Below are 25377 nucleotides of genomic sequence, written 5' to 3'. Positions count from 1 at the left end.
CGCTCAGCCGCTCCGTCCGATTACAGGGGGGATTAGCCCGGCCCTCATCGCGTGGTCCGCGAGGGTCAGGGCTGTCACGCTTTCGACGACCGGGACTGCCCTCGGGACGACGGTCGGGTCGTGCCTCCCCGGGACGACGAGCTCTGCTTCCTTCCCGGAGGTCAGGTCGACCGTGCTCTGTTTAGATGCGATCGAGGACGCCGGCTTGAAGGCCACGCGATAAAGAAGGGGCATCCCGTTGGAGAGCCCCCCGAGTATCCCGCCCGCGTTGTTGGACCTTGTGACCACCTTCTGACCCTCGAAGGCGAACTCGTCATTGTTTTCCAGGCCCGTGGAGCGGGCAGATGAGAAGCCGGACCCGAACTCCACTCCCTTGACGGCAGGGATGGAGAGGACTATCCTCGCAAGGTCAGAGTCGAGTGATGCAAAGACGGGCTCGCCGAGGCCCACGGGGAGGTTCGTGGCGACGCACTCGACGACGCCTCCGAGGCTGTTGCCCTTGCCTCTGACTTCTATGATCTTCCGCTTCATCTCTTCAGCGGCGCTGGCCGTGGGGGCCCTGACCTCGTTGGAGTACCGGTTCGCCTTTGCCTGCTCGAAGTCGAACCCTTCCGCGACCACCCCGCCGATCTCGAGGGAGTACGCCACGATTTCGACTCCGAGGGCCTCCCTGAGAAGCTTCTTGGCGATTGCTCCGCCCATCACGAAGGAGGCGGTGATCCTTCCTGAGAAGCGGCCCCCTCCCCGGTAGTCGTTGAAGCCTCCGTACTTTCTGCTCGCGACGAAGTCTGCGTGGCCGGGGCGCGGCGTGGCTTTAATCGCCTCGTAGGCCCTCGGGTCCTTGTCCTCGTTCCTGATCATCATCATTATCGGTGCGCCGGTTGTCATACCGTTGAAGACTCCCGACATTATCTCGACCCTGTCCTCCTCTCTGCGGGTCGTCGTGACTATCGACTGGCCTGGCTTGCGGAGGTCGAGCTCGGCTTGGATGTCCGACTCTGACAGGGCCAGGCCGGCAGGGCAGCCGTCCAAGACGGCGCCCACGACCTTGCCGTGACTCTCGCCAAAGGTCATGAGGATGAATCTCTCGCCGACGAGGTTGCCGCTCATTCCCGTGCCACCGCGGCGCCTATCCGTTCCATGTCGTTCAAAAACTGAGGGTAGGAGACGTCGAGCGAATCCTCCCCGAGGACCGCCACACGCCCTCCGGAGGCTAGAGAGGCCAGGGCGAAGGCCATGAACATCCGGTGGTCGTCGTGGGCGTCGAGGACGCACTTGTTGAGCGATGTAGAAGGCTCGATCTTCACGCCGTCGTCCCTCTCCTCTACCCTGACCCCAGACTTTCGGAGCTCGGTCGAGAGGACCCTGATTCGGTCGGTCTCCTTGAACCGGGCGTGCGCCACCCCTGTGACTTCGATCGGAGAGCTCGCCCTTAGGGCCAACACAGACACCGCTGGGAGGAGGTCGGGCGTGTTGCTGAGGTCGAAGGTCCCCCCGGCAATCGCCTTGCCGTCCGCCTCGACGGTCACCGAGCCGTTCGACCTTGCCACCCGAACCCCTAGGCTGGTCAGGATCCCCGCGAACGCAGAGTCGCCTTGGGGAAGCGAGTCGTCCAGGCCGGTGAAGACCACCCTGCCCCCGGCGATTGCGACGGCTGCCATGATGAAGGACGCAGAAGAGTAGTCTCCTGGAACGCGGAAGTCCGTCGGTCTGTAGGCCTGGCCTCCGGATATCGCGAAGCGGGAGTAGCCGTCCCTGTCGATCGAGGCGCCGAATAGCCTCGAGAGGCGCAGGGTCGCCTCGAGATAGGGCTTCGAGACAGCGTTCGAGACCTCGATGGTCGTGTCGCTGCGGGCCAGCGGGCTCGAGATCAGGATCGAAGAGACGAACTGCGAGGAGACGTCGCCCCTCATGTTGGCCCTGCCGCCTCTCATCCCGCCGCCTCGGACGACTATTGGGGCGCATCCGTTCCCTCTGGTGGACCTGGCGTCGACGCCCAGCTCGCCAAGGGCATCGAGGAGGGGCTGCATGGGCCTGGTCCTTATGCTGGCGTCGCCAGTCAGGGTGGACGAGCCTTCCGGGGCTAGGGAGAAAACCGAGGTCATGAACCTCAACGTAGAGCCGGAGTTCTCGACGTCGACCACCTCCTTGGGTGAGCGGGGAGCCGTCCCGGTGATTTCTAGGAGGCTGTCCTCGTCGAGAATTCTTGCTCCCATCGCTGCGCAGGCGCCGATGGTCGCCCTGGTGTCTCGGGAGAGGAGGGGCCCGGCGATCCTGCTCTGGCCTTCGGCAAGGCTCGCCATCACCACGGCGCGGTGAGTGTAGCTCTTGCTCGGGGGGACGGCCACAGTGCCTTCCAGGTGCCCATCCGCGGAGACGCGGACGCTAGACTCCAATCTTGGCTCCCTCGTCCGTGGTGGTCGTCTCCAAGATGAATCCGCCAGCAGCGTCCCAGGCCCTCTTCGCTCTCTCGAGCTCGGCGTCCGGCTCGAAGACCGCAGCTGTTGCAGGGCCCGTGCCGGATAGGCCCGCGCCGAGGGCTCCGGCCTCGATCGCTGACAGCGCTGGCCCGGGGTCGTACTGGTAGACTGAGGAGTAGAGAAGTCCGTTGAGCGTGAGTGCGTTCCAGTGCTGACCGTTCTGCGCCAGCGTGAGGATTTCGTCCGCGGCCTCAGAGAAGACTCTGACCTGGTCCAGGTTCACACTCCCCCTGCGAGTCCTGATGGGAGGGACGTGGATGAGGACCGGGTGGCGGGCCCCGAGCTTCTTCGCCCCGGTCAGCTTCCTTCTAGCGTTGTCAGCGAAGTTGGTCCCTCCGAGGAGGCAGGAGGCGGCGTCGTCGAGGGCACCGGTGACACTCACAGCGGCGGCCAGAGACGACTCCACGCTTAGGCCCAGGACCACCTCCGGGTCGAATTCCTTGTGTCCAAGCGCTGAAAGCGTGGCGAGGGCTATCGCGACCGAGGAGGAAGAGGACGTCTTGAGGCCCACGCCGCGAGGGACGGGAGAGATGGTTTCGACTTTACCTGAGTGCTTTGTCGAGTCCTTTCCTTCCGAGAGGAGTGTCCTGCTGATGGTCTCCTCGGCGAGGCCAGGGTTGACAGGCTTCCCATTTACCGAGACGCTCCAAGGGCCAGGGGTGGGTCTGATGTCGACCTTGACCCAGGTGGGGAGGGAGACGGCAACGGTCGCGCCCTTGCCGGAGGCGAGCGCGTTGACCACGCTGATGGCGCCCATGGAGGTGGCCGAGCCGATCATGCAGGGGGCTCCTCCAGGAATCGCGAGAGGGTCAGCCTCATGACCTCGCGGGGAGGCTCGAGCCCGGTCCATATGCGAAGGGCCTGTATTGCCTGGTCCAGGAGCATCTCCTCTCCTCTGATCGCGGTGGCGCCAGAGGCTTCGGCTGCCTCGATCAGCGCAGTCCTCGACGGCGAATAGACGGCGTCAAAGACGATCTTGTCTGGCCCGACGAGGTCGAGGACCTCCTGTGGCGTCGGGACTCCCTCCGAACCTTCAGGCGACGCATTGAACAGGAGTTGGAAGTCAGAAGCGACCCTCCCTCCGATTCGGGCAGGGGAGATCGACATCGAGGGAAAGCTCTGGGTCATTTCGAGGGAGAGCGACTCTGCTCGCACCGGGTCGCGTGCTATGACGAGCAGGCGGTTGCATCTGAGCTCTTGCATGGCGGCGCAGAAAGCGCGGGCCGCCCCGCCAGCCCCTATGACTGCCGCGCTCTGGATGCGCGAGACCCCCCTGGCACGGAGAGGGCCCAGGATGCCGTCGACGTCTGTATTGTACCCCCGGTAGACACCGCCCTCTCTAGAGACCGTGTTCACTGCCCGGATTCGCTCGGCTCGTGGGTCGGAGGAGTCCAGCAGGTCGCGGACTGCAGTCTTGAAGGGCATCGTGATGTTCAGTCCGCGCACTCCCTCCCTCCTGAGGCGATCGAATGTCGGGGCTAGTTTGTCATGAGCCACGTTCATCGCTTCGTAGGTCGAGTCGGCCTTCAGCGCAGAGAAGGCCGCGTTCATCATCGCTGGGCTCGGTGAGGCTGAGACATCGGACCCTAGGAGGAGAAAGCGGTCAGGCGTTGGACAGTCGCCTCCTCAGCTCAAGAGCCGTCTTCAAGTCCAGCTGTCCGGGCGCGACTGACCTTCCCGGGAGGGAGACATACGAGATCGGCGAGCCGTACTTCATCGCCATAACCCGGGAGAAGATCCCCAGTTCTCCCATGCAGAAAGCGGCAGGAGGCTCCCCCGAGCCCTTGTACAGAGACAGGACCGAGAGGTTGTCGGCCGGAGAAGTAGCTGTCGTGACTATCTTGGGCACTCCTCGATAATTCCTCGCGCGCTGAAGAACCCGCGTCAGGTCCCCGGCTGGAGGGGTCCTGCCCAGGTCGTGCCAGGAGGCGATCAGTCTTGTTGACGAAAGGGAGGAGAGGAGGTCCGGGTAAGACTCGAGGGTCTCGAGCTCGATGTCCAGGTAGGCAGGCTTCTGATCGATTGCCGCGCGAATGAGGGTCAGCCTCTCTGACTCCGTGCCAGGGAAGCGTCCTCCCTCTCCGGGGCGGCGGACTGTTAAGACGGCGCGGTCGAGGAAGGTTGCCAGCTGGCCGAGGCTCCCGGGTCTAGGGTCTCGAAGGGTGTCGAGCCTGAACTCTACGAGGTCCGAACCGATGGAAAGCGCTTCTCCCGCTCCACTTGACAGGTCGTCGATCGACTGTCCCGAGATCGAGGTGCAGAGCATCGTCCGGCGACCCCCCGAGTTACTTCTCGACGATGCGCTCGTCAACTTCACCGCCGAAGTGGCGTCCCGCGGATGCCTCCGTGTGCGCGAGCACGGACTCGCCAGGCTTGAGGTCGGTCACCGAGACCGCAGTCCCGTCGGGCCGGACCAGTCGGATGGTCTCTGCTTTCTGGAGTATCACCGTTCCTGACGCCCCGCCGGACTCGGCCTCGACGAGGACCAAGGGCCTCCGCTCAATCTTGACTCGGCCCACGGTGGCTTCTCGCCAGCCTCCTCGGGAGTCTACGATCCTAACCCTGTCCGGCGGCTCGAGTTCGGAGAGGTACCTTGTATTCCCGTCGGGGGAGAGTACGTAGGAGTGAAGGGCTCCGGCGTTGACCCTGAAGGGCCGGGCGGGGATGTATTGCGAGGGAATAGTCTCTCCGTGCACAAGGAAGAAGAAGTTCGCCCTGCTCCCCACGAGCAACCCCTGACCGTTCTCCAGCTCGGAGGTCGTGTCGATGCACGCGCGGTCCCCGAGCCCTGCGTCGACGACCCTAGTCACCTTGGCCGCCACCACCGCCACTTCGCCGCTTCTGCCGCGTGAGAGAGACCTCGCGGAGCCTAGCAACGCGGGGGGGACCACGACACCGTCTACTCCCTTCTCAAGGACGCCGAAAGCGGTCTCGACGTCCTGCGCTGTGGCTGCGTACGCGAGGATCTTCTTGCCCCTCCTCCTGAACTCGGCCACCAGGTTCTCGAGCGGAATCACTGTCCAGTCGGCGCATTCGACGACCACGAATGGCTGTCGCCTCGCGCTGGCGTCGACCGCGCGGGCCACGTCTGCTGCGCCTCGAATTACGATCCAACTGGAATTCTCCGGGCCCGGCTCTTCCGAGATGGTTACCAGCTCAAGGCCGCCGAGGCGATCCGAGTCGGCCCCCCCGGGCTCCGAGATGACACGTGTCACCCCGACTTCACGGGCGAGCCTTGCTGTTTCGGCACTAAGGCCTTCGGGACCGACCCTCAGGACGACTTCTTTGTGGGGCTCAGGCATGCTTCAGCGACTCCAACCCCTCTGCGACTGAGCTACGGTCGATGACTACACGTCGGAGCGCGCGGACGATCCCTGCCGGGTCCTTGTGTTGGAAGACGTTGCGCCCGAAGGTGACGCCCATGGCACCGGCAGTCATTGCAGCCTGAGCCATTTCGAGGAGGCCCTGGTCCGAGTCGACCTTCGAGCCTCCTGCGAGCACTACCGGCACGGGGCATTTTCTCACCACCTCCCTGAAGGACTCCGCGCTGCCGGTGTAAACTGTCTTCACGATGTCAGCCCCAGCCTCGGCGCCTACTCTTGCGACGTGAGCGACCACCTCGGGGTCTGAGGGGTCCTTGACTGCCTCCCCTCTCGGGTACATCATGGCGATGAGGGGGAATTGCATCGAGTCGCACTCGTCCGCGACAGAGCCCAGCTGAGAGAGCATCTCTGGCTCATGGGCGTTGCCGATGTTGATGTGGAGGGATATCGCGTCGGCACCAAGCCTGACCCCCTCCTGGACTGACGAGACGATCACCTTGCGATTCGGGGTGGGGCCCATGCCCGTACTGGCGGAAAGGTGTAGTATCGTGCCTATCAGGGGAGGCTCTTTCAGCGAGCGGAGGAAGCCCTTGTGGGCCAGGACAGAGGTCGCCCCGCCGTGGGCCACGGCTTTGACTACTTCGTCCGGGTACTCCAGGCCTGGTATCGGGCCGTTCGTGAGTGAGTGGTCCATCGGTATGCACAGCATCCTGCCGTTGCTGGTCGTCCTAGAGAGCCTGAGCGCCTTTCCGGTGACCATGGCTATCGGCCCAGGTACCCCTTGGATGCCATCAGCTCCGATGTGAGGATGGCCGTTCCGGCCGCACCCCGGATTGTGTTGTGCGAAAGCAGGGTCAGCTGGATGGAGTTCCTTCCTATCCCCTTCCGGATACGCCCTACGACCACGCTCATCCCCGGGACGCTTCCGGCTAGCCTGTCGAGCCTCGGTTGGGGACGGTCGTGCTCCTGCCTTACGATTATCGGGCGGTCGGGGGCGGTGGGGAGGCGGAGCTCCTGCGGGACCCCCTTGAAGGAGCTCAGGGCCTTCGTCGCCTCGGAGGGGCTGACCGGCTCCTCGAACTCAGCGTAGAGCGTCTCGAGATGGCCGTCGACGACCGGGACCCGGTTGCACGAAATCGCCATCTCCAGGCCGGACGGGCTGATGGACCCTTTGCTCGCCGCCCCCAGGATCTTGCGCGACTCAGCCTCGACTTTGTCCTCTTCGTCCTTGATGTAAGGTATGACGTTCTCCGTAATCAGGAGAGACGGCACTCCGGGGAAGCCGGCTCCTGAGATCGCCTGCATAGAAGTGACTATGGCTTTCCTGAGCGTGAAGCGGTCTCCGAGAGGCTTGAGGACCATTGCGAGCCCGGTGACGGTGCAGTTGGGAGTCGTCGCGAGCGACCCGGGCCAGCGCCGCCGTCGCCTCTGGGTTTCGACCAGGGACAAGTGGTCGGGATTGACCTCGGGGACTATGAGGGGAACATCGGCGTCCATCCGGTGCGCCGAGGCTTCGCTGACAACTTGGAACCCAGCCTTTGCGAAGGCAGGCTCGATGGCTGAAGCCGCCTCGGAAGGCAGAGCCGAGAAGACCAGTTCGCAACCAGAGGCGTTCTTCGGGCTCGCTGGGAGAACTCTCTTTGAAGCGAACTCGGCCGGCAGGTCAGTGGGGAGGAGCCAGCGCGTGGCGTCGGAGTATCGCTTGCCCGCCGACTCCCCGCCCATCAGCCGCTCGAGTTTGATGTAGGGATGGTCGCCGAGCATCGAGACGTACCTCTGGCCCACCGCCCCCGTCGCGCCCAGAAGGGCGGCCTTCAGTTCCCTCATTGCTCGTCCACCAGCATCGCTTCCTTGATCAGTCGGGCCGCCTTGTGGGCCTGGTCCGCGGAGACGAAGACCCTGATCGAAGACTGTATGGTCACTATGCCGTAGAGGTTCATGCTCGCCCTGGCAAGAGGCTGGGTGATCCTTTGGATGACGCCGGGTTGGGTCTCGAGAGCCTTGCCCCTGATGGAGACCATCGCGAGGCCGTCAAAGGACGAGACCGCTTTCCCCAGGCGGCCGTCTATTAGCACCTGGTGCACTCTGTCTAGGACTCCCTGGTCGCCTGATACGTAGAAGATTGCCGAAGAAGACTCGAGCGAAAGCGCGTGGATGGAAGTCTCTCCGTTGCGGATGGCCCTGGCGATCGCCGTGAGGGAGTCAAGGCTCGCCGTGTCGATCCCCACGATCGTGACCATCGAGACTCCTGTTCTCGAGACCTCGACCCCGATGTCCGGGATGTCGCCCTCGATCACGGTGCCCGACTCTGGCCGACCCAGGCTGGTGACGCGGATCTTCAGCCCCGGAGGCTGATAGCGCAGAGCCTTCAGATGGAGGAACTTCGCTCCGCCCGCCGCGAGCATCTCGGCCTCCTCGCCGTTCAGGCTCTCGATGAGGTGCGGATTCTTCACGCGGGCCGGGTCGCTCGTGTAGACACCCTCTACGTCTTTGATGAGTATCACTTCTTTGGAGCCGAGGCAGTTCCCGATGAGGACCGCAGTGGTGTCGCTCCCTCCGCGTCCGAGCGTCGTGATCTTCCCCTTCTGCGTCCTTCCGAGGAAGCCGCACACTACAGGGACCTCGCCTTTCAGAATCGAGGGAAGGAGGCCCGTGCGGACGTTCTCCCTGGTCGCTTCTAGGAGAGGGTTGGCGTCCTGGTGCCGGTCGTCAGTAATTACCGGCCACAGGGGGCTGTCGGGGTCAACGACGACCGGCTTCAGGCCGTGGGAGGAGAGGGCTGCTGCGACCAGGCGTGCGCTGGTCTTCTCGCCGGAGGAGAGCAGCTCGTCGAGGAGGGAGGGATCCATGTTGGGGTTGACGCCCTTGGAGAGGCTGAGGAGGTTGTCGGTGACACCCTTCATCGCTGAGACCACTACAACCACGCCCTTGCCCTGGGACATAGCGTCCCTGATCAGGGCGGCCGCTTGGCCTATCGAGCGCTCGTCCTCGAGGACGGAGCCCCCGAACTTCACGACGACCGTGTCCTGCAAGTCAGTCTTGTTCAAGCATGAAATCCCTCCAGAATCGCGAGAATGCTGGAGTTGGTTCTACCAACTATAGCCGTACAGAGGCCAGGAATACGCGGCGCCCCGTGTACCAACTTCGGTCAAGCTTCTCGCAGGTCGTTCGGGGACTCTTACCGTATATATCCATTCATGCTCTAAAATGGTCAGAAGATACCCGCGACAGTCTATGACTGCGGCGAGCAAAGACCGTGAGGAGCCGATCCTGCGACTCCGTTGCCACTGCCCTCGTTCTGAGAATAGGTGTTTGCCGTCCCCGCGGTGCCCTGGCCGGCGCTGTTGTCAAAGTAACCCCAGAAGTGGTTCAGGTCAGAGGCGTTTGAGCTGATGGTGTTCGCGCTGGAGCTGTCGAGGAAAAAGCCGGTGTCAGAGTTCCGGAGGGCGACGTTGGACGCAAGCGTGATTAGCGTAGAGCTGTGGACCACGTATCCGTCATGCTTGTTGTAGCCGGCTGTGTTTCCTTTGAGGAAGTTCGACGTCGTACTCCACACCACAAAACCATCGTCCTCGTTCAGATTGGCCCTGTTTCCAGTTAGGTTGTTAGAGGCAGAGCTGATGAAGAAGCCCACGTCGCCGTTGGAAAGTGCGAGATTGACATTTAGCGCGTTCAGATTCGAAGAACCGGTCAGGTAGTAGCCAACGAGAGAGTTCTTCGACGCGCTGTTTGTGCTGAGTGTGTTGCTCGAGGAGTCGTGCAGCAGGAATCCGGCATAACCGTTCGTGATAGCCTTATTGGAGGTCAGCTGATTCGATGACCCCCCATCGAGGAAGAACCCATCGTGGGCATTGCTCGTCGCCTTGTTTGCCGAGACGACGGTGTTCTTGACGCCGTGGAGTGCGAATCCGTAGAAGGTGTTGAAGTTGGCAGTGTTGCTCCGCAGAGTATTCGAAGCAGAGGAGTCCACGAAGAATCCGATGGACCCGTCGTGCACTGCGCTGTTCCCCACGAGCGTATTGGAGTTCGACCCCGTGGTCTCGTAGAACCCCCCGCCTCCGTTTCTAAGGGCAGTGTTGCCGAGCACACTATTGCCCGTCGAGGCGTAGAAGTAGAACCCCTGAAGTGCGTTCTGCATCGACTTGCTCCCTTTCAGGAGGCTCGAAGAAGAGTTCTCGAATCGGAAGCCCGCGTAGCCGTTCGCAAGGGCCTGGTCGGACCTAAGTGTGTTGGAGGTCGAGAGCCGAAGCCAGAACCCGGAGTCCTTGTTGAACTTAGCCGTGTTGGAAAGGAGCTTGCTCGAAGAAGTAGACTGGAGATTGAAGCCGGACGCGGAGTTGTTCTTGGCCGAGTCGCCCTTCAGGGTCGCCAGCGAAGAAGAGCTGAAGTGGAATCCCGACCAGCCGTTAAGGAGTGCTTGATCTGATGTGACCTTCAGATTGGATGATGAGTCGAACACGAATCCGTCACGTCCGTTCCCCGTTGCCCCGCTCTTTGCGACGAGGACGTTCGACGATGCCGAGACCAGGTAGCCGACAGCGAAACCGATGACCTTGCACTTCGTGACTGCGACGGAGTCCCTCCCGGCGACACTGATCCCCGTGTTTACTCCCGTCCCGCGTATTGCGTGGCCCGCGCAATTGAGAGAACTCCCGTCTGCCCCGACCAACAGGCCGTCACCAGAGCAAGGGCCGATGTCCGCGCTAAGGGTGACAGATCCAGAGATTGTCGAGCCGCAGGTGGGGGAGGAGGTGGCAACCACCCCAATCGAGGGGGTGAGCATCATCGAGATTAGAGCCAGAGCTGCGACGGCAGGTGAGAGACCCTTCATTCGTCTCCCCGACTTGGGGGCGAGTTGCAACGGCCACTGCGAAGATCGTCTGGCAGTTGAGTCTGGCTCGGCATGCTCTCAGAGCCTTGGAAACAAGAAAAAATGGGAGGCGAGGAGAGTTCTACGCCAGAGGCGAATAGACTCTCCTCCGTGTATAGGCAGCGAATATTGCGACGCCGATGGCGGACATTGAGAGGAACATCGTGAGCCCGTTCAGGGTCAGGATGCCTCCCAAGGCTGCTGTAATGGGAAGAATGCTGATGGTGTGGGTGGAGAAGTGAGGTATCGAGATCAGAAGGGCGAGTCCAGCGGCGGTGTTCGCGACTAGGTACGTCGGCTGGTCAGAGGAGGTAGACTCTAGCACTTCTGAGAGAGATGACGCCTTGGTGACCCGGGTTCCGTCGAACGTGACTAGAAGGCGTTGGGACGAACCTCCCAGGCTGCTAGGAAGGCCGACGAGGAGCACCCTCGACCCGACGACGTTCGAGCCGCTGATGCTTATCGAGATTCCGCTTCCTTGGTAGGTGCCTGCGGACAGGCTGAACCGCGGGTCGTTGACAGTGACCTGCGCGGACGAACCGTCGAAGGTGATGTACCCTGGAATCTGGTTCGAGGCCTGTGCCTGGCTGAGCTGGCCTTGGCCAAATTGGCCCAACTGTATGGCTGCGACGCTGTCGCCTTGCTGGTTGTCTCCGCCCTGATCCCCTTGGTGGTCTTCCGAAGATGACGAATTGCCCAAGGTAGCGGTCTGGACCGAGGGGGAGCCCGTCAGGTCAGGGAGAGAGCCGAGTTTCAGAGAGACTGAGAAAGAGTACACTCCAGGAGAGGGTAGTCCCAGCTCCGCCTCTATCTCCCCTTCGCCCTGTTGGTTGGTGACGAGAGTCCCCAGCGAGTGGGTGGTCCCGTTGATTGTCAAGACGAAGGTGTAGGTGGCGTTCGTCCGTGCACCCTCGACTTCTGCGTCGGCGCTGAGGTCAAGCCCTTCGAACTCCAGACCTGAGTCTCCGTGCCCAGACACGCTCGAGTTGACAGGGACTAGGGCGAAGTGAAGTTCGTTGGTCCCGTTGAGGTTCTGGTCGTCCTGAAGGCCCGAGGTGTCGTTCTCTACTCCTGAACCGACGTCAGTCTCGTTGTCCCCAGCGGAGTCGGAGGGCTGAGTCTCGTTTTGGTCCTGTCCTTGATGATCCCCGGTTGAGTTCGTATCTGAGGTCCCAGTGGCGACTGAAAGAAGGGTCGCACCTGCTCCTTGGATCGAGATTGCTCCTTTCCCCTGCGCTTGGCTTGACTTTGCGAAGACGGCTGTGGCTGCACCGAACATTAGGATTAGCAGAATCGAAATCGCTGCGATTTTCTTGCTTTCGGATTGCGTTTTCAACTGTTTCCTGGGTATGCGTAGACTAGAGAGGCTTTAGCCGTTGGCTTCCAGGAATTGGAATACTGTGGAACTTTCAATCCTGTGGCTCGAAGTGCCCCGAAATCACCGGACTTCTCTCAAGCTGCCGACCGCCCCGAGTCGCCGAGTCGCAGCTAGTGTCCCAATTCCAATCTCGTGTTTTTAACTCCAGGGTTCGGGGAACGCCTATGGGGCGGGGAGACAGAGCTAAGGAGGTAAGCAGAGTCCTCGAGCATCCTCTCCGAAGGAAGATCATTCAGACCCTTGGCGCCTCGGGCCCGCTTACATGGAAGGAGCTCTCCTCTGCGATAGGGACCAGCACGGGAGCACTGTACCATCATCTCGACGTGTTGGAAGGCCTGGTTGTTCGCGACAACGAACGCAGATACTCGCTTACGGGTTTGGGTAAGGAGGTGTATTCCTGGCCGGTCAATGAACCCAGGTCCTTCTCAGGGTCGAAAGGGAGCAGGCTCAGGGAGGTCGTGGCAGGGATTCTCCTGCCGAGGGCGGCGATTGAAAGTGCTTCTTCGACCCTGGTGCGTTCAATCTTCGGCTCGCTGATTTTCTCTCTCGCCGTCGCAGTTGGAGTGGCATTGACAGGCACGAAGATCACAATCCTCTCTGTCTCAATTGCACAAGATTCGGCGGACTCCATCGAGTGGTTTCTGGTGACTGTCGCGGTGCTCTTTGCCTCGTTGTACTTTGGGTCGATTGTCTTCAAGTGTAGGGCCAGGGTCTCGCCCCTAGTCGTATCAATCTCCGCAGCTCTTGTTCCTCTGGCAGGGTTTTCCGTCATCTACTGGCTCTTTCAGAGGGCGTGGCCTGCACTGTTGGTTGAATCTAGGTCCATTACCCTTGTCCTTGTCGCCTTCCAGGCCCTGAGCCTTGGGATACTTGGGGCTGGTGTAAGCGTCGCGACGGGGGCGAGGATTGAGAAGACTCTCCTAGGATGCTTGGCACTCCTCTATGTCGGGATAGCCGTAATGCCAGTCCTGGGAGTGAGATTCGTTTAGGATGGAGCAAAGGAGATTTAGTAGCCCGGCCTGGGTAAATATGCGTCGGATTGATTTCCACGCAAGGCGGGTAAGACACGCCCCGAAGCGGTCGCCTGGCATTGTACCTTAGGTGCTTCATGAGTCCAAGCTGAACGTCCTGGATGTATCTGGGCTTCTTTGACTTCCGAGTCGAGCAGCTACTTTCCCACCACTCCTCGCTATCTAAACGACCCACAGCGAGGACCTCAATCTTCCACTAGGAGCCACTTATCTGAAGGGAAATTGATATTGAATTGTTCTCTCCGCTCAGGTTCTTGATGTATACGGCATATCCTGTTGATGGATACAGTGCTATGTCCGCAAAACTGGCAGAAGTGGTGTCGTTCTTGCTGTAGAGGATGCCGCCAAGAGCTCCTCCTGCAAGTATCTCTACTTCGACAGGGTTTGACGAACTGACTGTTCCTCTAAGCGTGGGGAAGCATGAGCTGCAAGTCAGAGCGAATCCCCAGCTTCCGTGACTCCCTGAAGTCAAACAGCCCTGAAGGCTGTGGCTCCCATCAGTTGAGACCCCAAACGACTTGCTTGAGAACACGCAAGGGCTGATGGGAGCCTTTGGTTGCGTGGCGGACGAGGTGGAGTTTGCATTCGAAATGGGCGAGTTGATGGCAGTCGCAATGGAAATCAGAAATGCCACTGTGAAGATGACTCCAAGCAGGGCATTCCTCTTCCGATGCGACTTCTTCAAACTCGGTTGGACAGCCGCGAGAGGCTGCGGTTGCTCAAAGTGGTGCCCGCAATTGGTACAGTACATGGCCTGCAGTGATTTCTCCTTGCCACAGCTTGGACAGAAGCCCAAGTTGCGCTGCTCGAGTTCATCGCCGTATTAAGCGTGAATCGCAATGTCTCCAAACCCGAACCTCGGACACTAGAGTCCGATTGTTGCCGTTATGGCACTCTTCTATCAGGTCGTCAGGGTTCGATTGCAGCCCTCTGGAGACCCTCCATCGGTGGTACCTGGCGGAGGTGTATCGGGCCGCCCTCCTGCTGGGACCCTCCTTGATTCCAGCGAGCCAGACCTTGACCGTCTGGTGGGACTCGATTTCGTCCATGTCATCATAGAACCTCTTCCTTCCCGCCTTGACCACGCCATATAATATGATGCGGGAATCAACGCTGGAGTCGGGCTCGGAAATCAATGCGCAGGGGTGGTAGCCCGGCCTGGATTCGAACCAGGGTCACCGGCTCCAAAGGCCAGTATGCTTGGCCGCTACACCACCGGGCTCTGCTTCGAGTTGCCTTGCCGATGGTAATTTAGGCTTGCATGGCGGCTTTGAGGATGAAACTCTGCAGGACAGCAACAGGGTCCTCCATCCAATCCAGGATTTTCATCGCCTTCCTCTCCTGCGCGGCCTTGAAGTCGTCCCGGAGGATTCTTCCGAGGGTCTTGACGATAGAGGCAGGAGTGCCGGCCCTACTCAGAATGCCTTCCGACAACAGATACCTGTCTGTGTACAGCGAGCCCTGGAACGCAGACACGGTAGGAACTCCGAGAAGGGCAGCCTCCGCGTTCATAGTGCCGCCCATGCCGACGAAGGCGTCTGACTTTTTCAACAGGGAGGCTCCATCGATGGGCCCGTCTGGCACGATGAAAGTCTCGCCAAACTCCTTCTGAAGCTGCAGGACCTGTTGGTCATACCGTCCGAGGACGACGAGGTTGTGAGCCGCGAAACCTTTCGCGATTGCCCCCAAGACCTTGCGCATGAAGCTAGAGTCTGCCTTCGCCAAGTATGGTGCATCCGATTCTGGAGCCCTGATGGTGATCGTCTTCTTCCCCGATTTCAGCTTTGGGACTGGCCCACCTAGGGCGGGCCTCTTCAGCCATGCTGCGGGGTCGAGCGCTCTGTAAGTCGAGACTTGGCGCGGAGCGAGGCCGTAGATCCCCCAAGCCGACTTGGGGATGACCCAGGGGCAAAGCAGGTGATGGCTAAGCGGGAGCGAGAGCCTGCCAGCGATTTCTGAGTGCGGCGAGTCGTTCACTGCGATGTGCTTTGCCCCGAGCCCGAAGGCGACCCTGGCGCAGACCCCGGACGCGACAGACACAGCGACCTGAGGGTCGAAGTCCCTGGCGATCGGGATAATCAGGCTCTGCCTTTCAGTCGAGGCGACCAGCTGGGCCTCCTTGCCCTTTCCTCCTCTCTCGCCTACGAAGGTCAACTTCAGTCCTGCCATCTCCGCTAGGGGTTCGAGCTCTCTGTAGGCCCGGGAGGTGACGAGGACGTCGCATTCTTCTTTCCTGAGCGATTTCACCAGAGGGCCGAAGAAGAGAATCTGCTTCGGCGTCAGGATGTCGAACCATATGCGTGCTGTTGGCAATGAGAGACCGGGGCGCTGCTTCCGGCGCGCTCGGAATTATTTAACCAATCTCGATTGATGATAGCCGCCGATTTCTCAAGAGCCCAAAACGTAATTACGTGGACTCCGGGGCCGTCTCTCACTCTTTGTCAAGGACCAAGGTCGCGATCTACGGACTGACAAGCGAAGGATACAAGCTCGCGGCCGAGGTGGCCGACAAGGCCCAGGTCACCATCATCGACGAGTCACTGCAGATGGCTTCAGACCTGGACGCTCAGTTCCTGAAGAAGAATCCAGTCCTCATGGACCTGATGGGCGAGGAGCGGTTCCTTGACCTGAAGCCCCTCGGGCGGGTCCTCGAAGAGGCCCAAGTTGTCTTCTTCGTGCCCAAACTGAGGAGGCCGGCCGAGGAGAGCCTCATCGAGGGCGGGACGAAGCTGAGGGACCTCTCGCGATATCTCTCCGAGGGCGTCACGCTGGTCAACTGCCTCCCGACCGGCCCGGGAGGCAACTCCGAGAACATCATGATGGTCGAGAAGCAGACTGGGCTCCGGGTCGGGGGGACTCTCACCTACGCGTACATGCCCCTCGGGCCGAGGGAGGCTGAGCCCGCGGTAGTGGCTCAAGCTGGGACGGGAGAGAAGGGCCTCCTGCACGCTCTGGGGTTCGTGGGGACTTCGCAGAACATCTTTTCCGCGGAGCTGGAGTATTCTGCCACGGTGCTTGCCAAAGCAGTGGGGTCCGTGACCGAGATAGAGCTGGCCAGGAGGGCCAGGGAGGCGAGGGTCTCGATCAGTAAGGGTTCCGAGTTGTACATCGATGAGTTCTCAAAGTATCTCTACGAGCTGAAGGCGATACAGGCGAGCGAGGATACGGGCGAGTCCATTTCGTACCTGGCCGGCGCCGCCCTCAAGAGCTTCGACAACTATGTCAGGTATGTGGTAGACGAGGCCAGGGAGGTCCTCAAGGAGAAACAGCTGAAGGCGAGCAGGACGAAGATCACCTTGCTGTGGTCTCTGGACACCTACGAGATGAGGGGCGAGAGGCTGCAGGTCGCGGATGGGATTCAGCAGAGACTGAGGGACTATGTCACCGACGTGGAGATCGTCTCGGCTGCGAAGTTCAAGGCGGGGTCAGACGTCCTGGACCCTCTGAAGCACAACGTGCTGATAGTCTGCTCGAAGGAGGATCAAGAGGCGGTCAAGCATTCGAGGAAGGGCCAGAGGAATACGGAAGTGACGGTGGTCTCAGCCACCGCCGGCCTGGGCAGAGAATAAGGCGCATAACCCTATATTGGCTACGATGTCGCCACGCCATCCGATGCCCAGGGTGGGGGTCATAGGGACCGGAGGGTGGGGGAAAAACCACGTCAGGGTCTTCAACGAGCTGGGGTGCCTGGGGGCAATCTGCGACCTCGACCAGGCGAGGGCGGACCACTTCGCGAAGACGTTCAGGGTCCCGGCGTACACTTCAGTCGACGAGATGTTCAAGAAAGAGAAGCTCGACGCGGTCACCATCTGCACTCCGGCCTCGACGCACTTTGCGATCGCGTCCAAGGCCCTCCAGGCCGGGCTGAACACCTTCGTGGAGAAGCCGATGACCACGACGGCTCAGGACGGCGAGAAGCTGATCGACCTGGCGAAGAGCGCCAAGAGGACTGTCACGGTCGGCTTCATCGAGAGGTTCAACCCTCCAATCACCGAGCTCAAGAAGACCATTTCAGGCGAGAAGCTGGGGGAACTCATCCTCCTGGAGTTCCACAGGGAGAATAGGAGGGGAGAGAACATCGGCGACGTCGGGATAGTCAAGGATGCGTCGGTGCACGACATCGACACAGCGTGCTGGCTCTTCGGCGAAGACCCGAAGACGGTTTACGCCAGGGTGGGTGTCCTGTACGCTCCTCTCGAGCACGAGGACTTCGCCACGGTGCTGCTGGGGTTCTCGGGCCAGAAGACGGCGTTCCTCGTCACCAACTGGATCACGCCCAACCGGGTCAGGACGCTTACCGCCGTCTTCTCGGGCGGGGTCATCGACGTGGACTTTGTCACCCAGAAGACCGAGATCCATGAAGGGACCTCGACGACCGTGCCGACCAGGCCCTTCCAGGAGCCTCTGATGCTGGAGATGAAGGAGTTCGTGGCAGCTCTTTCGGAGAAGAGGCAGCCCCTGGTGACTCCTCAGGACGGGCTGAAGACGACCAGGATTGCCGAGGCGGTTCTTGCGTCAAGTTCATCCGGGGCGCCAATCTACCTGAGCTGATATGAAGCCAGTCAACTTCGTAGCCCCGGACGCGAAGATAGGGAAGAACGTCAGGATCTGGAATTACGCCTACGTTGGATCCAAGACGCGCATCGGAGACGACGTCAGGATCGGCTCGCTAGCGCACGTGGACTACGACGTGTGGATAGGCAGCGGATGCAGGATCGAGGGGATGGTGTACATCCCACCGATGAGCAGGATAGGCAGGAACGTCTTCATCGGGCCGGCGGCCGTCCTTACCAACGACCCGTATCCGCCCAGCAAGAGGATGATCGGCGTGACGATTGAGGATGGGGCGGTGATTGGGGCGAGGGCGGTCATCAAGGCAGGCGTGACGGTCGGCAAGAGGGCAGTGGTCGCGATGGGCGCAGTGGTCACCAAAGACGTTCCCCCTGGGAAGGTCGTGATGGGCGTCCCTGCGAGGGTGCGATACACGAGGAAGGAGTTCGACTCTAAGATGAAGGCGTGGGAGTCCGGGCCCTGACCCGGGACGAAGCGTAGAACCTCGAAACAGCGGACATGACGACGAACCACAGCCCTCCAAGGGCCAGTGTCGCGGCGACCTTCAAGAGCGCGAGGAGGGTCAGGCTCCCAGTCTCGTGGATGGGCGGCGCGAACTCCAGGATCACGTAGAAGAAGACGTAGACCTCCCCGATCATGAGGAGCCAGGCGATCGACATGATCCCCACCAGAGGTGCCAGCCTCATCTCAGAAGACCCACGTCATCAAAGAAGTGAGGCCTGCCAATAAGCATGCGACAACGGTCAGCGTGAGTATGGCGCCCACCAGCTCTCGTTCGGTCATGGGGCCGTCGAAGAGCAGCATGCGGACGAGGGTCGTCGGGGCATTGGGCTCCATCGACGCGTAGAGGCGCCCGTCTCCGCCGATGTAGGTGGGCCTGGAGGGCATCTTCCGCCGCTCCACAAGGCCGCGGACGCTTGAGAGGATGTAGAATGAGTTCAGAATAGCTGGCATTATGGCTACGATTGCAGCGATCTCGACCCCTCCAGTCACCGCGAGGGCAGCGAACATCGCCCCGAACATGAGGCTTCCGCTGTCTCCGTCGAACCCTCTCGAGGGGTATCGGTTGAAGACCAGGAAAGCCCCCGACACCGCGACCAGAGGGAGGGCCGCCGCGAGGTGGACGATGGAGAATTCCGGGGTGACTGCGGTCTTCAGGGCCACCCCGAAAGCGAGGGCGACCGAGACGATTAGGGTGAATCCAGAGACCTGGCCGTTGAAAGAGTCCATCATGTTGAACGCGTTCGCGACCACCGGGAAGGAGAGCACCACGAGGGCTGTGTAGATCGTGAAGTGCTCGCTGGTCGCGCCGATGACCGGGAAGCTGAGGCTCGACTGGTAGAGGTCCGGCTGGAGCATCACGAGCGCCACCAGGGGGAGCGATGCGAGTAGCAGGAGGAGCGGTTTGGTCCTGGCCCCGAGGACGTACAGGTCGTCGGCGAAGCCCACGGCGAAGGCGATGGCGGCACACCCGAGAACCGCGACCGGCACGAGGGACCCGAAGGCCACGTAGGCCGCGGCCTCGCCGCCGACGGCGCCGATGAAGAGGAGAGGCCCTACCGGGTTGGGAACCTTCGTCGGGCGCGACTTGTGGACGTCGTCGACAACCCTGCCTCTGCGCGCCAGGGCCCTCAGGTACGAGGGCATGAGGAACAGAACGGCGAAGAGCGGGACCACAAGGACTATGACGAGGAGCCCATCATCAGCCAAGCTCGGAACCAAGCGGGGGCCGAGCCAGCACTTTCTGATTAAACGGTTTCTGACCTCGCTCGAAGCGCTTCAATGTTAAATACAGCCTTCGGTCGACCAGCGACTCGCATGAACGTCCGAGACTTACGCGATGGGATGCGAAGGGTAGATGCCGAAGGCGAGATTGCCGAGATGGCTGAGCCGCGCACAGTCAACCTGAGGACTGGGGGAGAGGCGAGGGTGATGGACTGCATGCTCAAAGACGAGAGCGGCCAGATCAAGCTCTCGTTGTGGGACGATCAGATTGACATGGTCAAGCAGGGGTCGAAGGTGAAGGTGACCAACGGCTACACGAACAGCTTCAGGGGAGAGTTGCGTCTGAATGTGGGCAAGTACGGAAAACTAGACGTTATAGAAGCCTGAAAGACCTAAGATTTCCTCATCCTCCGGCCAGGTGCAACTCCATGGGTACAGGTGGACTCTTCCTCAGAAGACTCAGGGCGAAGGTCTCCGAAGAGCCGACTGGGTTTGTCTGGATCGAGAAGGGAAGGCTCGCGGCCTCTGGTTACCCCGCCTCCAGAAGTCAGATTGAATGGCTCCGAAAAAAAGGGGTCGGCGTCATCCTCACCCTCACCGAGAAACCGCTGCCTGACGAGCTGAAAGAGGGGTTTGGTATCTCGTTTGAGCACGTGCCGATGAAGGACCATGAACCTCCAAGCGAAGAGAGCTTGGAGCAAGCGGCGAAGAGCATCGAAAGCGGACTCGGGTCGGGGAAGATGATTCTCGTGCACTGCCTGGCTGGGCAGGGGCGGACCGGGTGCGCCCTGGCTGCCTACCTGGTTGACGCCGGCAAGGTCGGCGCGGACGAGGCGATCAGAGAGTTAAGAAAGATCAAGCCCGAGTTCATCGAAGGGTCTCAAGAAGAGGCCGTCCGCAGGTTCTGCCCCTAGTCATCTGCGACTTGGGCTCGGTACTTTCCTCGAGTCGCCTCACGTCGGACCTTGACCCTCGAGAGCCTCTTCCAGTTCCTGAGAATTAGTAGGATGTCGTAGTCGGAGAGCTCCACAATCCCAAGGTCAGGGTCAGTGGTCGGAGCGACCTTAACCCCGACGAAAGCGGCGGAGAGGAAGAAGAAGTACGCGCGTCTCTGGGTGGTAACGGACAGGAGCACTCCGTTCCTCTCAACGAGCAACTTCAGCGCGGTCCGTTCCTGGATGAGCTTCAAAGTGCGAGCCTCAGCCTCCTCCACGGCTGGGGCTTGGCGAACCCCCTGAGGAACCTCAGGTAGAAGACAGGGACGTAGGCCATGTTCCTGAAGCTCCTGCTGTTGAGGCTCAGGAGGAGGGTGACCTTCAGGGCGAAGAGGAGCTGGCGCAGACTGAGCCCGCAGGCGAGGCGGGTGTTTGCCCCTTCCCACTCGGGCTTGAACTTCCTGTACTGGGACCGGTGGACCTTAGCGTCCGAGAGGAATACTGTTCGAAGTCCGAGGCTCCTAAGCCTCCGCTGGACGAAGTACTCCTCCCTCGCGTCAATCCCTGGAGGTATGACCTTACCCCGGAAGTCTTCGGACCTGAAGACGGTCATTCCCATGGGAAGTCCGTAGGTGAATCTGTGGCCCTCGGCCATCCCGACCACAGCTCCTACTACTGAGGCTTCGAGCCTCTTTGCAGCGCACCTGAAGAAGAGCGGGTTCGTCACTTCTTCATCGCCGTCGACGAACGCAAAGTAACGTGACTCCGCCAATTCGAGGGCCAGCTGCCTGGCGTATCCGAGGCCCACATTCTCCCGATGGACCTCGGCCCCGAACCTCTCGGCTATGACGGTCGTAGAGTCGGTGCTATCGTGGTCAATCACAACAACCTTGGAGTCGGGTTCGCAATTGGTTACGCTCGTCAGACACTTCTCAAGGGTCAAGGCTGAGTTGTAAGTGCACACGAAAATTGTGAGGTCACGCACGCAGCGAGTACACTCCGATAAAGTGGTCGCCCAGCCTGTTCCAAGGGAAGTAGGCCTGGAGGGCCGCGTCGGCCCTCTTGAAGAGGCCGAGGAGCCTGCCCGGCGGCAAGTACCTGAGGAGGTTCGAGGGAGGGAGGAGTATCCCCACTCCGATGACCTCCTCCAGTTCGTAAGCCCCGAGCACGTCGGACACACCCGAGACCGAATAGGCGTTCGAAGCGATGCAGAACCTCGACTTCCCGACAGGGACGGGATTCCTGAACCTAGCGATGGCCATCGACGGGCGCAGCTTGAGTGAGTATCCGAGGATTTCGTACAGGCAGTATCGGTTCCAGACGCCGAGCACGAGTTTTCCTCCGGGGCGCAGCAGCTTCTGGACGGTCGAGAACATTTCGGCGAGTCTCGGCTCCGTGTTGACTGCCCCGTACGTTGAGTAGACACCGTCGACCTGATGGTAGCCTAGCAGAGCCAGCTTCTCATTCAGCTCGTAGGGTCGGGAGTGTACGGGGACTATCGAGCCGCCGAGGCCCGCTGCGCTTGCTTTCCTGGCGAGGACCTCGAGCATCTTGGACGAGATGTCTGAGGCTATGACTTTGATTCCCTTGCGGGCGAGGACGAGGGTTTCAGTGCCAGTTCCGCATCCGATTTCGAGGATGGTCTCACCGGGCCTGAAGACCCGCGTCATGACATCGACTGAACGGTTCCTGAGCCACAGATTCATCGGGTTGTCGAGGATGTGGTGGTCGTAGTTCTCCGCGACTCCGTCGAAGGCCGCCTCGAGGTCCCCGTAGACGAGCTCGTCGAGGTCGACTGGGCTCTCAGACCTCGGCTCAATCTCGATGTACGTGGTCTGGCCCCAGTACCTGTCACGCACCACCTTTGTCCCATACTTGCGGGTGAAGACCGAGTACCTCGGATCGTCCAGACCCCTAGACTCCTTTACAGAAGCAACCCCCTCTATGGCTTTCCCGTTGGCGTGGACGACCACTGCCGGTCCCTCTGACAGGTTCTTCACCCAATCCTGAGACGAGCCCTTCTGGGGGAAGACGACGATTCTTCCGTCGTAGGTGACATACCTCAGGAGGACACTGTGGGGCCTTCCGCTCTTACGGCCGACGGTCTGGAGGCGGAGGAGACTCCCAGGGTCGGACAACGCGATTCGCGCCGACTTCCTGCCCAGAAATTAAGGGTTGACGGGCGCGACGGCGGGCTTAACTCCACGTGAGCGCAAACACAGATCCTTCCGATGAGAGTGACCACTGCGCTGCTTGTTGGCCTGTCGATAAGGGAGGGGCTCTCGTTCTGGACGGGGCACCTCGACTTTGAGCTCTGGGTGAGGCTGGGGTACTACGTTGCGCAGGGGCTTGACCCCTACGGGAGCACGCTCCCCGTGCCGGACCTGAGCACCTATGGGTTTGGGGTCCTCCCGACGATCGCGTATCCTCCGGTCTGGGCCCTGATGCAGGGGGCGGTCTACGAGCTCTACAGGGCCACCGCGGTTGACAGCAGGTTTCTTTACTACTTCCTCCTCAAGCAGGAGACGATCCTTCCCGACATCGGGGCAGGATACCTGCTCATGAGGCTCCTCAGGCAATGGGGGAGGGCCGCGGAAGGGGAAGGGGCGTTTGCGTTTTGGATGGTCTCGCCCTTCGTTATTGTGATCTCCGCCCTCTGGGGGATGTTCGACCAGCTCGTGCTGATGTTTGTACTGTTCGCCATCCTGATCTCTGGCCGGAGGCTCCTCGGGCCGCTCAGCCAAGGAGTCGCTATTGTCTTGAAGCTGGTCCCGGTGATATTCCTGCCAGCGCTGGCCTGGGGCGAGGGTTCGGCTCGGACAAGGGTCGGGTATCTCATGTTTGCCGGAGGGGCCGCCGCGGCCATTGCCGTGCTCCCGTACCTCTACTACACCAACTGGTCCTTCTTTTCGCTGTTCAAGGTCGAGTCCTTCACCCTGAACAGGGTCTCAAACAGCGTCAATTACGCGGTCGTCCTCTTCGTCCTCAACTCGTACTACGGCATACCCGCGTCCGCGTTCCCTCTCTTGGGAGCCTTCGGTTACCTCTGGATTCCTGCGGTCGTGCTCGCATACTACGCCGCGCTTCGGGGCGCATCCTCGCGGGGGTTGACCCCCAGACGTGCCGTCCTGACACTGGAGCTCGTGACCCTGGTCTTCTTCCTCACGCGGCTCAGCCTCCCCGAGGAGTATGTGGTCTACCTCATAGCCTTCGGGCTCTTGAGCGGACGCGTCCTTGGGGTAGGGAGGAGCGCCTTCAGGGGGATGTGGATTTCAGCGACGGTCTTTTTGTTCTCAGACAACACGTACCTTGTACGGTTCCTGGCCCCGGTGTGGAGCGGCGCCGAAGGCCTTGACAGAGCCCTCGGGGCGGGCGCACTTGGATATCTTCGATACGGGGTGATGGTCGCATCTGCAGTGGCGTTCACCTTCTGCTGTCTGATGTACCTGAGAGTCGTCTACAAGGAGTTACAGGGGGAGAAGGCCAGCAGCTCAGCGGTCGAGGCGGGCCCTGGCTCCGGGGGTCTGGCGAAGGCTGAGGTACAGGACAAACGAATACCCGGTCAGGTACACGAGGAGGATGGGGAGGATGCCAAGGTTTCCATTCCTCAGAGCCGAGGCCAACGAGGCCAGGGCGATTCCTACCGCTCCTGCCTCCAATAGGGCCGCCGAATTCACCGGAATCTGATACTTCTTTCCCCGCCACTCTTCTCCGGCGTGGACCACCGCATACTTCGGCGTCCTGAGGAAGGTTCCCCTCTTCCGTGAGAATATCCCCTTCAGTGCGTAGACTGAATTGCTGATGCTGATCCCGTACCCCAAGACCACGAGAAGGGCGACCCTCCGGACCTTGCCCAAGAGCCCGAGCCTCTGGTAGCGGACCGCCTGGACGCAGTAGAAGAGAACGGCCAGGGTGGAGGCGCCCACGAGCACTGAGAAGACGACCCAGGGGATGACGCTGATGGTCATCAGTGCGGTTCCGACGGACCCTGAGCCGCCCGAGATGTTGGGTATTGAGATGCTGACGGCATAGCTGATCACGTTGATGTTCAGGAAGACGGCTGCGACGGCCAGAAGGAAAGAGGCGACCATCAGCGGGTGGACCAGGTAATAGGTCAGGTGGACGCCGGCCTGGAATTTTTGCGTCCGGGTGAGCTTCTCGGACCTCCGGATGGGCCCCAGGAGCTTGGTCGCCGTCTGCAGAGATCCCCTCGCCCACCTGCCCTGCTGCCTCTTCAGGCTCGCTATCGTCGGAGGGAGCTCTGCCGGCACCTCGAGGTCTCTGAGGTAGACCCCCCTGTAGCCGGCAAGCTGCATCCTGTAGCTCAGGTCAAGGTCCTCGGCGAGGGTGTCGGGGCTCCACCCGCCGCACATGCGGATGGCCTCCGACCTTATCACACCGGCGCTCCCGTTGAAGTTCATCAGGTACCCGCTCGCGTTCCTTCCCTGCTGTTCGAGGAGGAAGTGGGCATCGACTCCGATCGCGATCGACTCGGTCACGGAGTTGAAGTTCCTGTCCAGGTGTCCCCATCTCGCTTGGACAAAGCCGACCGCTGGGTCGCCCTCGAGGACCGCGACCGGCTCTTCGAGGAAGTCGGGAGGCGGGACGAAGTCGGCGTCGAAGACTGCCACGTACTTCTCCTCTGTGATCTTGAGGGCTGCCTCCAGCGCTCCTGCCTTGAAGCCCTCGCGACTCCCTCGCCTGATCACCTCGAACGAGATGCCTTTCGACGAGTGATCCCTCACGACCTCGTCGATCTTGGCGCTCGTCTCGTCTGTCGAGTCGTCAATGACGTACACCTTGACCTTGTCCGGTCCGTAGCTGGCGGCGACTCCCGCGCAGGCGGTCAGAAGCCTCTGGACCACGTACAGCTCGTTGTAGACCGGGAGATGGATCGCGACATCGGGCTTTGTCGAGAGTCTGGCTGGGTGGGCCGGCCGGTAGCGGCCCGCTCTGAAGGTAAGGTGGAGCGTGTTGAGGCCGTAGACGAAGAAGGCGACGCTGAGGGCGAGCGAAGCGCCCAGGAGTATCATAGGCATCGTCTGGATGAGTGACTCGGTCAG

At 61.0% G+C, this 25377-nt stretch carries 25 protein-coding genes and 1 tRNA gene; 6 read left to right on the top strand and 20 right to left on the bottom strand.

Annotated elements, in window-relative coordinates:
- Positions 1–3: 3 nt before the first annotated feature.
- From aroC to HY247_07215, 11 genes are all read right to left on the bottom strand, one after another.
- Positions 4–1110 (bottom strand): chorismate synthase, encoded by a 1107-nt coding sequence (gene aroC, locus HY247_07265; GenBank protein QQG48532.1) that lies wholly within the window; start codon positions 1108–1110, stop codon positions 4–6.
- Positions 1107–2396 carry a 3-phosphoshikimate 1-carboxyvinyltransferase gene (gene aroA, locus HY247_07260; protein ID QQG48531.1) on the bottom strand — a complete coding sequence of 430 codons (1290 nt, stop codon included), beginning with the start codon at positions 2394–2396 and terminating at the stop codon, positions 1107–1109. Before aroA ends, aroC begins: the two co-directional genes overlap by 4 nt.
- Positions 2386–3258, bottom strand: coding sequence for a shikimate kinase (locus HY247_07255; GenBank protein QQG48530.1), 873 nt, complete (start codon positions 3256–3258; stop codon positions 2386–2388). Before HY247_07255 ends, aroA begins: the two co-directional genes overlap by 11 nt.
- On the bottom strand, positions 3255–4034 hold the full coding sequence (locus tag HY247_07250) for a hypothetical protein (protein ID QQG49586.1): 780 nt from the start codon (positions 4032–4034) through the stop codon (positions 3255–3257). The genes HY247_07255 and HY247_07250 overlap by 4 nt, the downstream gene beginning before the upstream one ends.
- Before the next feature lie 49 nt (positions 4035–4083).
- Positions 4084–4746, bottom strand: coding sequence for a type I 3-dehydroquinate dehydratase (locus tag HY247_07245; protein ID QQG48529.1), 663 nt, complete (start codon positions 4744–4746; stop codon positions 4084–4086).
- A 19-nt stretch (positions 4747–4765) separates the two neighbouring features.
- Positions 4766–5782: a 3-dehydroquinate synthase II gene (locus HY247_07240; protein QQG48528.1), complete on the bottom strand. Its 1017-nt coding sequence runs from the start codon at positions 5780–5782 to the stop codon at positions 4766–4768.
- Positions 5775–6563, bottom strand: a complete 789-nt coding sequence (locus HY247_07235; GenBank protein ID QQG48527.1) for a class I fructose-bisphosphate aldolase family protein — start codon at positions 6561–6563, stop codon at positions 5775–5777. The genes HY247_07240 and HY247_07235 overlap by 8 nt, the downstream gene beginning before the upstream one ends.
- Before the next feature lie 2 nt (positions 6564–6565).
- The gene (asd, locus tag HY247_07230; protein ID QQG48526.1) at positions 6566–7630 is read right to left on the bottom strand and encodes an aspartate-semialdehyde dehydrogenase; all 1065 of its coding nucleotides are present in this window, start codon (positions 7628–7630) and stop codon (positions 6566–6568) included.
- Positions 7627–8850: a hypothetical protein gene (locus HY247_07225; GenBank protein ID QQG48525.1), complete on the bottom strand. Its 1224-nt coding sequence runs from the start codon at positions 8848–8850 to the stop codon at positions 7627–7629. The genes asd and HY247_07225 overlap by 4 nt, the downstream gene beginning before the upstream one ends.
- A gap of 185 nt (positions 8851–9035) precedes the next feature.
- Complete coding sequence (locus HY247_07220) at positions 9036–10634, bottom strand: right-handed parallel beta-helix repeat-containing protein (GenBank protein ID QQG48524.1); 1599 nt, start codon at positions 10632–10634, stop codon at positions 9036–9038.
- A 121-nt stretch (positions 10635–10755) separates the two neighbouring features.
- On the bottom strand, positions 10756–12009 hold the full coding sequence (locus HY247_07215) for a hypothetical protein (GenBank protein ID QQG48523.1): 1254 nt from the start codon (positions 12007–12009) through the stop codon (positions 10756–10758).
- 206 nt (positions 12010–12215) lie between these two features.
- On the opposite strand from HY247_07215, the gene HY247_07210 reads away from it, so the two are divergent.
- A complete protein-coding gene (locus HY247_07210; protein ID QQG48522.1) occupies positions 12216–13040 on the top strand; it encodes a helix-turn-helix transcriptional regulator in 825 nt (274 codons plus the stop codon).
- A 238-nt stretch (positions 13041–13278) separates the two neighbouring features.
- Here the strand turns inward: HY247_07210 and HY247_07205 are convergent, their stop codons facing one another.
- The 3 genes from HY247_07205 to HY247_07195 all read right to left on the bottom strand — a co-directional run bounded on the left by HY247_07205 (position 13279) and on the right by HY247_07195 (position 15395).
- On the bottom strand, positions 13279–13767 hold the full coding sequence (locus HY247_07205; GenBank protein QQG48521.1) for a hypothetical protein: 489 nt from the start codon (positions 13765–13767) through the stop codon (positions 13279–13281).
- Between the two features lie 461 nt (positions 13768–14228).
- Positions 14229–14304 (bottom strand) — tRNA-Gln (locus HY247_07200).
- Between the two features lie 29 nt (positions 14305–14333).
- Positions 14334–15395: a DUF354 domain-containing protein gene (locus HY247_07195; protein QQG48520.1), complete on the bottom strand. Its 1062-nt coding sequence runs from the start codon at positions 15393–15395 to the stop codon at positions 14334–14336.
- Between the two features lie 98 nt (positions 15396–15493).
- Between HY247_07195 and HY247_07190 the strand changes: the two genes are divergently transcribed.
- From HY247_07190 to HY247_07180, 3 genes are read left to right on the top strand one after another with little or no spacing between them, the layout of a single operon-like run.
- A complete protein-coding gene (locus HY247_07190) occupies positions 15494–16651 on the top strand; it encodes a hypothetical protein (GenBank protein QQG48519.1) in 1158 nt (385 codons plus the stop codon).
- Positions 16652–16694: 43 nt separating this feature from the next.
- Positions 16695–17633 carry a Gfo/Idh/MocA family oxidoreductase gene (locus tag HY247_07185; GenBank protein ID QQG48518.1) on the top strand — a complete coding sequence of 313 codons (939 nt, stop codon included), beginning with the start codon at positions 16695–16697 and terminating at the stop codon, positions 17631–17633.
- Position 17634: 1 nt separating this feature from the next.
- Positions 17635–18117 (top strand): N-acetyltransferase, encoded by a 483-nt coding sequence (locus HY247_07180; protein ID QQG48517.1) that lies wholly within the window; start codon positions 17635–17637, stop codon positions 18115–18117.
- Here the strand turns inward: HY247_07180 and HY247_07175 are convergent.
- Both HY247_07175 and HY247_07170 read right to left on the bottom strand, forming a co-directional pair.
- Positions 18086–18340 carry a hypothetical protein gene (locus HY247_07175; GenBank protein ID QQG48516.1) on the bottom strand — a complete coding sequence of 85 codons (255 nt, stop codon included), beginning with the start codon at positions 18338–18340 and terminating at the stop codon, positions 18086–18088. The two genes, HY247_07180 and HY247_07175, sit on opposite strands and share 32 nt — an antisense overlap.
- 1 nt (position 18341) lies before the next feature.
- Complete coding sequence (locus HY247_07170) at positions 18342–19376, bottom strand: hypothetical protein (protein QQG48515.1); 1035 nt, start codon at positions 19374–19376, stop codon at positions 18342–18344.
- A 96-nt stretch (positions 19377–19472) separates the two neighbouring features.
- Between HY247_07170 and HY247_07165 the strand changes: the two genes are divergently transcribed.
- Together HY247_07165 and HY247_07160 are read left to right on the top strand one after the other, a co-directional pair.
- On the top strand, positions 19473–19766 hold the full coding sequence (locus HY247_07165; protein ID QQG48514.1) for a DNA-binding protein: 294 nt from the start codon (positions 19473–19475) through the stop codon (positions 19764–19766).
- A 41-nt stretch (positions 19767–19807) separates the two neighbouring features.
- Positions 19808–20293 (top strand): dual specificity protein phosphatase family protein, encoded by a 486-nt coding sequence (locus HY247_07160; protein ID QQG48513.1) that lies wholly within the window; start codon positions 19808–19810, stop codon positions 20291–20293.
- On the opposite strand, the gene HY247_07155 is transcribed toward HY247_07160, so the two are convergent.
- From HY247_07155 to HY247_07140, 4 genes are all read right to left on the bottom strand, one after another.
- Entirely contained in the window at positions 20290–20568 is a 279-nt protein-coding gene (locus HY247_07155; GenBank protein ID QQG48512.1) for a hypothetical protein, read from the bottom strand. The two genes, HY247_07160 and HY247_07155, sit on opposite strands and share 4 nt — an antisense overlap.
- Positions 20565–21299: a glycosyltransferase family 2 protein gene (locus HY247_07150; protein ID QQG48511.1), complete on the bottom strand. Its 735-nt coding sequence runs from the start codon at positions 21297–21299 to the stop codon at positions 20565–20567. The genes HY247_07155 and HY247_07150 overlap by 4 nt, the downstream gene beginning before the upstream one ends.
- Positions 21292–22452, bottom strand: a complete 1161-nt coding sequence (locus tag HY247_07145) for a nitroreductase family deazaflavin-dependent oxidoreductase (protein ID QQG48510.1) — start codon at positions 22450–22452, stop codon at positions 21292–21294. The genes HY247_07150 and HY247_07145 overlap by 8 nt, the downstream gene beginning before the upstream one ends.
- A 1353-nt stretch (positions 22453–23805) precedes the next feature.
- Entirely contained in the window at positions 23806–25353 is a 1548-nt protein-coding gene (locus HY247_07140; GenBank protein ID QQG48509.1) for a glycosyltransferase, read from the bottom strand.
- Positions 25354–25377 lie beyond the last annotated feature (24 nt).

This window comes from archaeon, assembly GCA_016432545.1.
Taxonomy (GTDB): Archaea; Thermoproteota; Nitrososphaeria; order Nitrososphaerales; family Gagatemarchaeaceae; genus UBA183.
The sequence above is the reverse complement of the archived record's forward strand: the minus strand, read 5'-3'. Positions and strand labels throughout refer to the sequence as shown.

Excerpts from the sequence above, each read along its gene's own strand:
- aroC (QQG48532.1), bottom strand. The coding sequence starts at position 1,110 with ATGAGCGGCAACCTCGTCGGCGAGAGATTCATCCTCATGACCTTTGGC.
- HY247_07255 (QQG48530.1), bottom strand. The coding sequence starts at position 3,258 with ATGATCGGCTCGGCCACCTCCATGGGCGCCATCAGCGTGGTCAACGCG.
- HY247_07250 (QQG49586.1), bottom strand. The coding sequence starts at position 4,034 with ATGATGAACGCGGCCTTCTCTGCGCTGAAGGCCGACTCGACCTACGAA.
- HY247_07245 (QQG48529.1), bottom strand. The coding sequence starts at position 4,746 with ATGCTCTGCACCTCGATCTCGGGACAGTCGATCGACGACCTGTCAAGT.
- HY247_07240 (QQG48528.1), bottom strand. The coding sequence starts at position 5,782 with ATGCCTGAGCCCCACAAAGAAGTCGTCCTGAGGGTCGGTCCCGAAGGC.
- HY247_07235 (QQG48527.1), bottom strand. The coding sequence starts at position 6,563 with ATGGTCACCGGAAAGGCGCTCAGGCTCTCTAGGACGACCAGCAACGGC.
- asd (QQG48526.1), bottom strand. The coding sequence starts at position 7,630 with ATGAGGGAACTGAAGGCCGCCCTTCTGGGCGCGACGGGGGCGGTGGGC.
- HY247_07220 (QQG48524.1), bottom strand. The coding sequence starts at position 10,634 with ATGAAGGGTCTCTCACCTGCCGTCGCAGCTCTGGCTCTAATCTCGATG.
- HY247_07210 (QQG48522.1), top strand. The coding sequence starts at position 12,216 with ATGGGGCGGGGAGACAGAGCTAAGGAGGTAAGCAGAGTCCTCGAGCAT.
- HY247_07185 (QQG48518.1), top strand. The coding sequence starts at position 16,695 with ATGCCCAGGGTGGGGGTCATAGGGACCGGAGGGTGGGGGAAAAACCAC.
- HY247_07180 (QQG48517.1), top strand. The coding sequence starts at position 17,635 with ATGAAGCCAGTCAACTTCGTAGCCCCGGACGCGAAGATAGGGAAGAAC.
- HY247_07175 (QQG48516.1), bottom strand. The coding sequence starts at position 18,340 with ATGAGGCTGGCACCTCTGGTGGGGATCATGTCGATCGCCTGGCTCCTC.
- HY247_07165 (QQG48514.1), top strand. The coding sequence starts at position 19,473 with ATGAACGTCCGAGACTTACGCGATGGGATGCGAAGGGTAGATGCCGAA.
- HY247_07160 (QQG48513.1), top strand. The coding sequence starts at position 19,808 with ATGGGTACAGGTGGACTCTTCCTCAGAAGACTCAGGGCGAAGGTCTCC.
- HY247_07140 (QQG48509.1), bottom strand. The coding sequence starts at position 25,353 with ATGCCTATGATACTCCTGGGCGCTTCGCTCGCCCTCAGCGTCGCCTTC.